This is a genomic window from Gracilibacillus saliphilus, from assembly GCF_010994085.1.
Taxonomy (GTDB): domain Bacteria; phylum Bacillota; class Bacilli; order Bacillales; family Amphibacillaceae; genus Gracilibacillus; species Gracilibacillus lacisalsi.
The window spans coordinates 1-7,530 of record NZ_WJEB01000033.1 but is presented as its reverse complement, the minus strand read 5'-3'; the positions used below and the strand labels follow the sequence as shown (position 1 = coordinate 7,530).

Annotated in this window: 9 protein-coding genes; 1 reads left to right on the top strand and 8 read right to left on the bottom strand. The window is 35.3% G+C overall.

Annotation, left to right across the window (positions count from 1 at the left end; translation table 11 throughout):
- Positions 1 to 316 precede the first annotated feature (316 nt).
- Positions 317 to 898 (bottom strand): SMC-Scp complex subunit ScpB, encoded by a 582-nt coding sequence (scpB, locus tag GHT08_RS17725; protein ID WP_018931609.1) that lies wholly within the window; start codon positions 896 to 898, stop codon positions 317 to 319.
- Positions 899 to 926: 28 nt separating this feature from the next.
- Positions 927 to 1,655 carry a segregation/condensation protein A gene (locus GHT08_RS17720; RefSeq protein ID WP_163582754.1) on the bottom strand — a complete coding sequence of 243 codons (729 nt, stop codon included), beginning with the start codon at positions 1,653 to 1,655 and terminating at the stop codon, positions 927 to 929.
- Between the two features lie 139 nt (positions 1,656 to 1,794).
- Between GHT08_RS17720 and GHT08_RS17715 the strand changes: the two genes are divergently transcribed.
- On the top strand, positions 1,795 to 1,878 hold the full coding sequence (locus tag GHT08_RS17715) for a YjcZ family sporulation protein (protein ID WP_018931611.1): 84 nt from the start codon (positions 1,795 to 1,797) through the stop codon (positions 1,876 to 1,878).
- A gap of 124 nt (positions 1,879 to 2,002) precedes the next feature.
- On the opposite strand, the gene GHT08_RS17710 is transcribed toward GHT08_RS17715, so the two are convergent.
- The 6 genes from GHT08_RS17710 to GHT08_RS17685 all read right to left on the bottom strand — a co-directional run bounded on the left by GHT08_RS17710 (position 2,003) and on the right by GHT08_RS17685 (position 7,115).
- Positions 2,003 to 2,368, bottom strand: a complete 366-nt coding sequence (locus tag GHT08_RS17710; protein WP_163582753.1) for a GNAT family N-acetyltransferase — start codon at positions 2,366 to 2,368, stop codon at positions 2,003 to 2,005.
- Between the two features lie 293 nt (positions 2,369 to 2,661).
- Positions 2,662 to 3,096: a peptidylprolyl isomerase gene (locus tag GHT08_RS17705; protein WP_163582752.1), complete on the bottom strand. Its 435-nt coding sequence runs from the start codon at positions 3,094 to 3,096 to the stop codon at positions 2,662 to 2,664.
- Between the two features lie 10 nt (positions 3,097 to 3,106).
- A complete protein-coding gene (gene lysA, locus GHT08_RS17700; protein WP_163582751.1) occupies positions 3,107 to 4,405 on the bottom strand; it encodes a diaminopimelate decarboxylase in 1,299 nt (432 codons plus the stop codon).
- 184 nt (positions 4,406 to 4,589) lie between these two features.
- Positions 4,590 to 6,059, bottom strand: a complete 1,470-nt coding sequence (locus tag GHT08_RS17695) for a spore germination protein (RefSeq protein WP_163582750.1) — start codon at positions 6,057 to 6,059, stop codon at positions 4,590 to 4,592.
- 14 nt (positions 6,060 to 6,073) lie between these two features.
- The gene (locus GHT08_RS17690; RefSeq protein ID WP_163582749.1) at positions 6,074 to 6,508 is read right to left on the bottom strand and encodes a stage V sporulation protein AB; all 435 of its coding nucleotides are present in this window, start codon (positions 6,506 to 6,508) and stop codon (positions 6,074 to 6,076) included.
- A complete protein-coding gene (locus GHT08_RS17685; RefSeq protein WP_163582748.1) occupies positions 6,498 to 7,115 on the bottom strand; it encodes a stage V sporulation protein AA in 618 nt (205 codons plus the stop codon). The genes GHT08_RS17690 and GHT08_RS17685 overlap by 11 nt, the downstream gene beginning before the upstream one ends.
- Between the last annotated feature and the right edge of the window lie 415 nt (positions 7,116 to 7,530).

Here is a 7,530-nt window from a genome sequence, read left to right as displayed (position 1 = left end):
TACGCAAAGCGGAGGCAAGATACGTAGACTCCTACGGGAACAGCGCGAGCCGAAGACCCCGTGATGCACCTGAGTCTTCTAGTAACGCTTCGAAGTGGCTTCCTCGGTGCAAGGGAGCAAAGAAGATAATTCCAAGTAGTTCCCTGGCTGAGGCCGTGCCCGTGGAAAGCGAAGTATCTTGCCGTAGCGTATCGTAGCACTCATGAAAATTCAGAATGAAGGAAGGCAAATCTATGTCTAAGTTACTTCGCAGTATATGGATTTTGTACTGTTATTATATAAAGGAAAAACCCTGTAACTTGGGTAAGTTACAGGGTTAGTCGTTCATGTTTTGTAGTCGATCGAAGAATAGGTCAGCTTCCTGTTCTACATCGATTTCGTTAATATCTTCTGGCAACGGTGGTAAATCATCAATAGAACTTAAGCCAAAATAAGTTAAAAATTCGATAGTTGTCCCAAACAAGATTGGTCTCCCTACTCCTTCTTTACGACCTACTTCCTCAATTAATGCTCTGGAGATAAGGGTTTGTAATGGTCGTTCACTTTTCACACCGCGAATTTGTTCAATTTCCGTCCTGGTAATTGGTTGCAAATAGGCGATAATTGCTAGTGTTTCTAAGGCTGCTTGAGATAGCTTAGCATGCACTTTCGCTTCTTTCAATTTCGTAAAATATTCACTATGCTCTGGCTTTGTAGTTAAAAATAGCACTTGTTGTGATTCCATTAACATAATACCTCGTTTAGCATGTTCATATTCAAACTTTAACTCATTAATTAAATGATCAGCCATATCTTTATCTAAATCTAACACTTTTCGCAGTTCTTTCTTATGTATCCCTTCGTCTCCAGCAGCGAATATTAAACCTTCCATTATCGCCTTAATATCATTTATATCCAACTTGATAACCTCCATCAATCATTAATCATTAGGATTGGTAACGATATACGATCAATTCATCCAACTGTTTTTCCTGTTTACAATTTATCTTTCTTTGTTTCATCAATTCCAGTATTGCAATAAATGTCGCAACAATATATGTTCTTGTTTTGGTTGGGAAAAGTTGATAAAAAGAAATAGGATGTTCGAATTCATCTAATTTCTCCATAATTTCATCCATCCGTTGATCAATTGGTATTTCTTGACGTTGCACAGAGGTCTCCATTGGCCGGTTCCACTTTTTTCTTTCCAATACCTTTCCAATTGCTTCAATCATATCATATATATTGGCACCACCTTCAGGTAATGGATATGATTCTTCTTGTCCCATTTGCAGTGGTGGTCTTGTGTGTACTTGGCTTTGCTCTACTTCTCTTTCTTTAAGATGCTCCGCTGCTTCCTTATATTTTCGATATTCAATAAGACGTCGCATTAATTCTTCACGTGGATCTTCTTCATATTCTTCTTCAATTTCTACCGTTGGGTTAGGTAATAACAGCTTACTTTTGATTTCTAGTAATGTAGCTGCCATCACTAAATACTCACTAGCAATATTTAGCTCCAATTGTTGCATCGTATGAATATAAGCCATATATTGTGCGGTTATCTCTTTAACCGGAATATCATAAATATCGATTTCGTATTTATTAATAAGATGTAATAATAAATCTAATGGACCTTCAAATGTCTCTAATTTAACTTGATAATGGTCGGGCATAATGAATACCTCCAACATGAAAATAAAGATTTATAGGCTATTTCTTATAAATGCCTATACCATATAAATAAAATTGCATACATTAATGTTGAGAAATCAATTTTATAATTGATTAATTACATCTTTAGGAGGTTTGAAAATGGGATACTCATACGGCGGTGGCTTTGCTTTAATCGTTGTGTTGTTCATTCTTTTAATCATTGTTGGTGCAGCTTGGTTCTAGAATAAAGTTTACCACAGCTTATCACCAAATTGGTGATAAGCTTTTCTATTGGATAAAAAAATATACCCATCCATACTGAAAAGAACCTTTGCTATTTCATGATTAGCAAAGGTTCTTTACGATTTTATTCATCCGTATTTGCATTGCATTTTTGTAGAAATTTTTCAGTCTGTTTATTTGCCATCACTTCATAAGTAGCACCATAATGTTTTTTTAAAGCATTGACCATTTTCTTTCCTATCCCTAAGTTACGGTGGGATGGATTAACTGTTAAATGCTGAACAACTGCAGACGCGGATTCTTTATCCAGGTATACTCCAATTGCTCCTAGAACATCTTCTTCTTCTTTCCAAAGAAATAACTGCCAATCCTCATTTGATTCGTATTCTTTAATGGTATCTTGAAGTTTTGAAACTTCTTTTTCTTCGGGCATAAAGGAAAGTAAACCCATTGCTATTTTTTCAAATCTTTTTTTAAAGCGAATTAACATATTGAACCCCTCATTATTCATAACAATTCGTATATTGATATGTTATGTTTTCGTACAAAAGTCGTTACTATTAATTATTTCCAATTACTAGGAAGAAAATACAATTCCAAACCAATAATAACAACCCCACACAATACTTAAAATTAGTAAAACAAGAAAAAGTATACTATTTTTTCTACGCATTTCTATCGTTCCTTCGAGTTCATAGAATATGAGCTTTCCTCCACTTACAATATTATATTCCCATTTGTATGTCAATCTTTATCTAATTATGGCAACTGAAGAAATTGCTTTTATACTTCTGAAACACGTACAGTTTTCATGGTATCTCCTTGACGGATGCGAAGAACTGTATCCATGCCCTCTGTTACTTGACCAAATACAGTATGAACACCATCAAGATGTGGTTGAGGTTCATGTACTAAGAAAAATTGGCTGCCACCAGTATCTTTCCCTGCATGTGCCATCGATAGTGACCCTGCTACATGCTTATGTGGGTTGCCCTCTGTTTCACATTTTATTGTGTATCCAGGTCCTCCCATACCAGTCCCTGTTGGATCACCGCCTTGGGCAACGAAACCAGGAATCACACGATGAAAAATCACATCATCGTAAAACTTATCATTTGCTAATTTTTCAAAGTTAGCTACCGTATTAGGAGCTGCTTCTTCAAATAACTCTATAACAATTTGTTCTCCATTTTCAAATTCTATTACTGCTTGTTTCATGTTTATCCTCCTATTCATATGACAAATCATTTTGGATCATATCTTTAAATGACTCTCGTTTAATAACTATTTTATCTTGCCCATCTTCAACAAAAACTACAGCAGGTTTGGGAAAACGATTATAATGATTAGACATCGAGTACCCATAAGCTCCAGTTGAGAAAACGGCTATAATATCATCCTGTGTGACTTTAGGTAATTCTATATCCCAAATCAGCATATCACCAGATTCGCAACATTTTCCTGCAAGAGATATTTCCTCTTTATTCGTTCCATTGACATTATTGGCAATAACTGCATCATATTTGGCGTTATAAAGCGCTGGACGCAAATTGTCCGTCATGCCACCGTCAACGGACACATACTTTCTAACGTTTGGTATTTCTTTGACAGAGCCAATGGAATACAATGTTAGCCCTGCATCTCCGACAATGGAACGACCAGGTTCTATCCAAATTTCAGGAAATGCCATCTCATTTTCATTCACTTGTTCGCTAATTTTATCAATTAAAGATTTAACATAATTTGAAAGTGGCAAAGGATCATCTTCAGCTGTGTACCTAATACCAAATCCACCGCCAACATTTAATACTTCCGATTCAAAATTATAACGATCTTTCCACCCTTTTAACGTTTGAAAAAGTCTTTCGATCGCCATTGTAAAACCATCTGTTTCAAATATTTGAGATCCAATATGACAATGTAGTCCTTTTACATGGATCTCATCAATTTTCATTAATTTCTGTAAAGCTTCTTCAGCTTGACCATTTGTTAAATCAAAACCGAACTTCGAATCTTCATTTCCAGTTAAAATGTAATCATGTGTATGTGCTTCAATTCCAGGGGTAACTCTAATTAAAACATCCATCTCTTTATTCTGTTCTTTTAAAACATGTGCTAATAAATCTATTTCATAAAAATTATCGACAACAATACAACCTATATTATATTCTACCGCCATCGAAATTTCATCGATATTTTTATTATTCCCATGCATATGAATTTTTTCAACAGGAAAACCTGCTTGCAATGCTGTATATAACTCACCTTGAGATACGACATCTAAGCTTAAATTCTCTTGTTTAGCAACCTGTACCATTGCTACAGATGAAAATGCTTTACTCGCATATGCCACCTGTGCTTGCACACCTTCTTCTTTAAAGGTATCTACAAAGGCTCTTGCATTTTTACGAATTTTATTGACATCATACACGAATAGTGGAGTACCGTATTTTTTAGTAAGATCAACTGCATCCAAGCCACCAATTGTTAAATGGCCATCGCCATTAACTGCAAACGGATGTAACATCCTGAACCCTCGCCTTCTCTCTAGCTTCTACCTCTATTCATCAAACAAAAATCCCTTATCCCCATCTTTCTTAACGAAGACAGGTAGACAAGGGATAAAAGAATTCCCACTTCTACAAAATCTAACAAAGTATAAAGATAATTTATCACAGGCTTATCTCCAGTTCAAGTGTTTACAATTAAGATTATGCTTGTTTTTGATTATTTTTAGGTTTCACTATACTAGGTCTTGTTTTAGACAATGGCATCGACACCCGGAATAAAATTTGCCATAGGGCTTTGTCGTTAAAAGGAAGAAATGGCCATAAATATGGCGTTTGTAAGGATCTCGTCGAAATCAATAGCAAGAGAAAAATCGTCAGTCCAATAACGAGTCCTTTCACTTGAAAGATAAAAGTTAAAATAATTAAAATAATTCTTGCCATTTTATTTGCGACACTTAATTCATAACTCGGTGTGGCAAATGTCCCAACTGCACTTATCGCAACGTATAAAATGACTTCTGCACTAAATAAGCCTACATCTATCGCAATTTCCCCGATTAATACCGCTGCAATCAAGCCCATCGCAGTTGATAAAGGCGTTGGTGTATGAATGGCTGCCATCCGCAAAAATTCGATACCTACATCTGCTAATAATATTTGGACAATGATTGGCACGTTCCCTGTTTCATTGGGGCCGATAAATTGTAAATTATCAGGTAATAGTGATGGGTCTATCACTAATAATAACCAGAGTGGTAATAAAAATAAGGAAGCAAAAATCCCGATGAACCTGATCCAGCGGACAAATGTACCTACTGCTGGAGATTCTCGGTATTCTTCAGCGTGCTGCACATGATGAAAATACGTAGTTGGCATAATTATCATACTTGGGGATGTGTCAACCATTATCAGAACATGTCCTTCAAATAAATGGGTAGCAGCTACGTCTGGTCTTTCTGTATATCTGACAAGTGGATAAGGGTTAAACCCTTGTTGCACCAAATATTCTTCTATAGTCTTGTCGGCCATTGACAGCCCATCTACTTCAATTTGTTCTAATTCATTTTTAATTAAATCTACTAGCCCTTTATCAGCTACATCTTGAATATAGGATATACAAATATCTGTCTTAGATCGTTCACCAACTTGCATCATCTCATGACGTAGACGTTCATCCCTTATCCGTCTTCTAGTTAAGGCGGTATTTTCAATAATATTTTCGGTATAGCCATCTCTAGAGCCTCGTATGACTTTCTCTGTATCAGGTTCCTCCGGTGACCTACCGGGATAGTGACGAACATCAACGATAAAACATTCGTCTTGACCATCAACAAAAATAACAAGTAGACCAGATAACATCTGATCGACTGCTTCATCCATTGTTTTCGCCTTTTCAACCTGTTGATGAACGATACGATTATTCAATACTTCGTAAATTTCACTATTGTATTCTTCTTCATCATTAATAGAAATTAGCTTTTTCATTACTTCAATCACAAAGTCAGTATCAACTAAGCCAGTAACATAATATAACTGGATTTTCTTCTCAAAAATAGTAAGTTCACGGAATCCGACATCAAAAGATACATCAATACCTAGTTTTGTTTTCATGTATTCCTGATTTTTTCTTAGCAATTTATTTACTAGTGTTTTATTTTTCTTTTTATTCATGATGAACTCCTTCTTTAAAAAATATCTACGAAGATGATCCAATGAAACAAAGACCCGGCTATTTTACCGATCACAATTGCCATTAATAACCATAGTAATTCTTTATCTATCCCTAATCTTTTCATCAAAATTGGAAATACATTTAATACTTCTGTTAATGCAGCAGCCAACATTCCAATAAAAATACCGTGTAGTAACCCCCAGAAACCTAAGATGTAAACTGGAAGGTTCAACGTCCACTCTGTGAAAGATAAATATGTACCTAGTAAGGCACCAACGATAACACTTGCTTGATAATATTTCATCCAGTCAATTGATTTACTTAGCTGAACTAATCTCGGTATAATTCCTAATACAGTTAAAAAAGCTACAAAGCCCGCACCTACCATTAGCCCTGATCCGAATCCTATTGCGATTTCCACTACAATATATACTATTTCACGAGTCATTGCGCTTATTTAGAACATTCTCATGATAAATTAAATAATGATCAAGGTCCTGTTGATAGTTAAACATTTCAACTTCTAACGGGCTTGGTTCTTCATTGAAACGTTTTTTGAAAATATGGTTAAAGAAAAGGATCATCCCTAAGCCTAAACCGATTGAATAGGGAATTTGAATCCATAGTGGTTTATTTTGTTGTTCCCCTGTTAACAAGAAATACAACCCTTGATGTACCTCTTCCATACTGACATCATAATGAAAATTCATAATCGCCATTGCTGAACCAATACAAAGAAGTAGCCAGATTAACAGGATTAAAAAGATATTAGCTTTTCTGTCATTTTTTTTAATCTCTACAATTACTTGATTTGATCCTAACAATTCAACACTAAGGAAAGGATAAGTTTCTACTAGGGTATCTAATAATTGGAAACCATCAATAACAGAAACATTTTGATCTTTCTCCGTAATTTGATAAATTTTTAAAGTTTCTAATTCTTTCAGATAATCAATATTTCCGGTAATAAAGGCAATATCGTTTAAAGTAATTAAATGTTGTTTATTCACTTCAATCTTTTTTTTGAGTCGAATATATACTTTTTCTTCCTGCACATTACATCATCCTTTTACTATTAGCTTGCTTGTGAGGAAAATGGTGTTCTTAGTATAAGTTGATTTTAAATATTCATTCATAACAGCACAGAAAAACAAAACACTCTATTTAGAAATGAAGATACTTTTTGTTCGAAACTAAATGCACGGTCGCCTATGAAGTAATTTTGACATATATCGTGATCATAACCGCCACTCCGGCTGCCCACTTCCCTTTCCGTGGGGTTTACCCTTCAGCTAACTTTTTCGAGCAAAAAAACGCTCGAAAAAGTGGATCTTCAGGTCAAACAGTTCCCACAGGAGTGGAAGTGGGCGGCCTTCGTTAAGATTTGCTCCACAACACTAATCCAAAATCAACCAGTCGATTTCTCCACCATATGTAGTTCCATGAGTTCTATCCTTTCTATAACCAGAA

Coding starts and splice junctions, on each gene's coding strand:
- GHT08_RS17720 (WP_163582754.1), bottom strand. CDS start 1,655: ATGCCCGACCATTATCAAGTTAAATTAGAGACATTTGAAGGTCCATTA.
- GHT08_RS17690 (WP_163582749.1), bottom strand. CDS start 6,508: ATGACTCGTGAAATAGTATATATTGTAGTGGAAATCGCAATAGGATTC.
- GHT08_RS17710 (WP_163582753.1), bottom strand. CDS start 2,368: ATGTTAATTCGCTTTAAAAAAAGATTTGAAAAAATAGCAATGGGTTTA.
- GHT08_RS17715 (WP_018931611.1), top strand. CDS start 1,795: ATGGGATACTCATACGGCGGTGGCTTTGCTTTAATCGTTGTGTTGTTC.
- GHT08_RS17705 (WP_163582752.1), bottom strand. CDS start 3,096: ATGAAACAAGCAGTAATAGAATTTGAAAATGGAGAACAAATTGTTATA.
- lysA (WP_163582751.1), bottom strand. CDS start 4,405: ATGTTACATCCGTTTGCAGTTAATGGCGATGGCCATTTAACAATTGGT.
- GHT08_RS17695 (WP_163582750.1), bottom strand. CDS start 6,059: ATGAATAAAAAGAAAAATAAAACACTAGTAAATAAATTGCTAAGAAAA.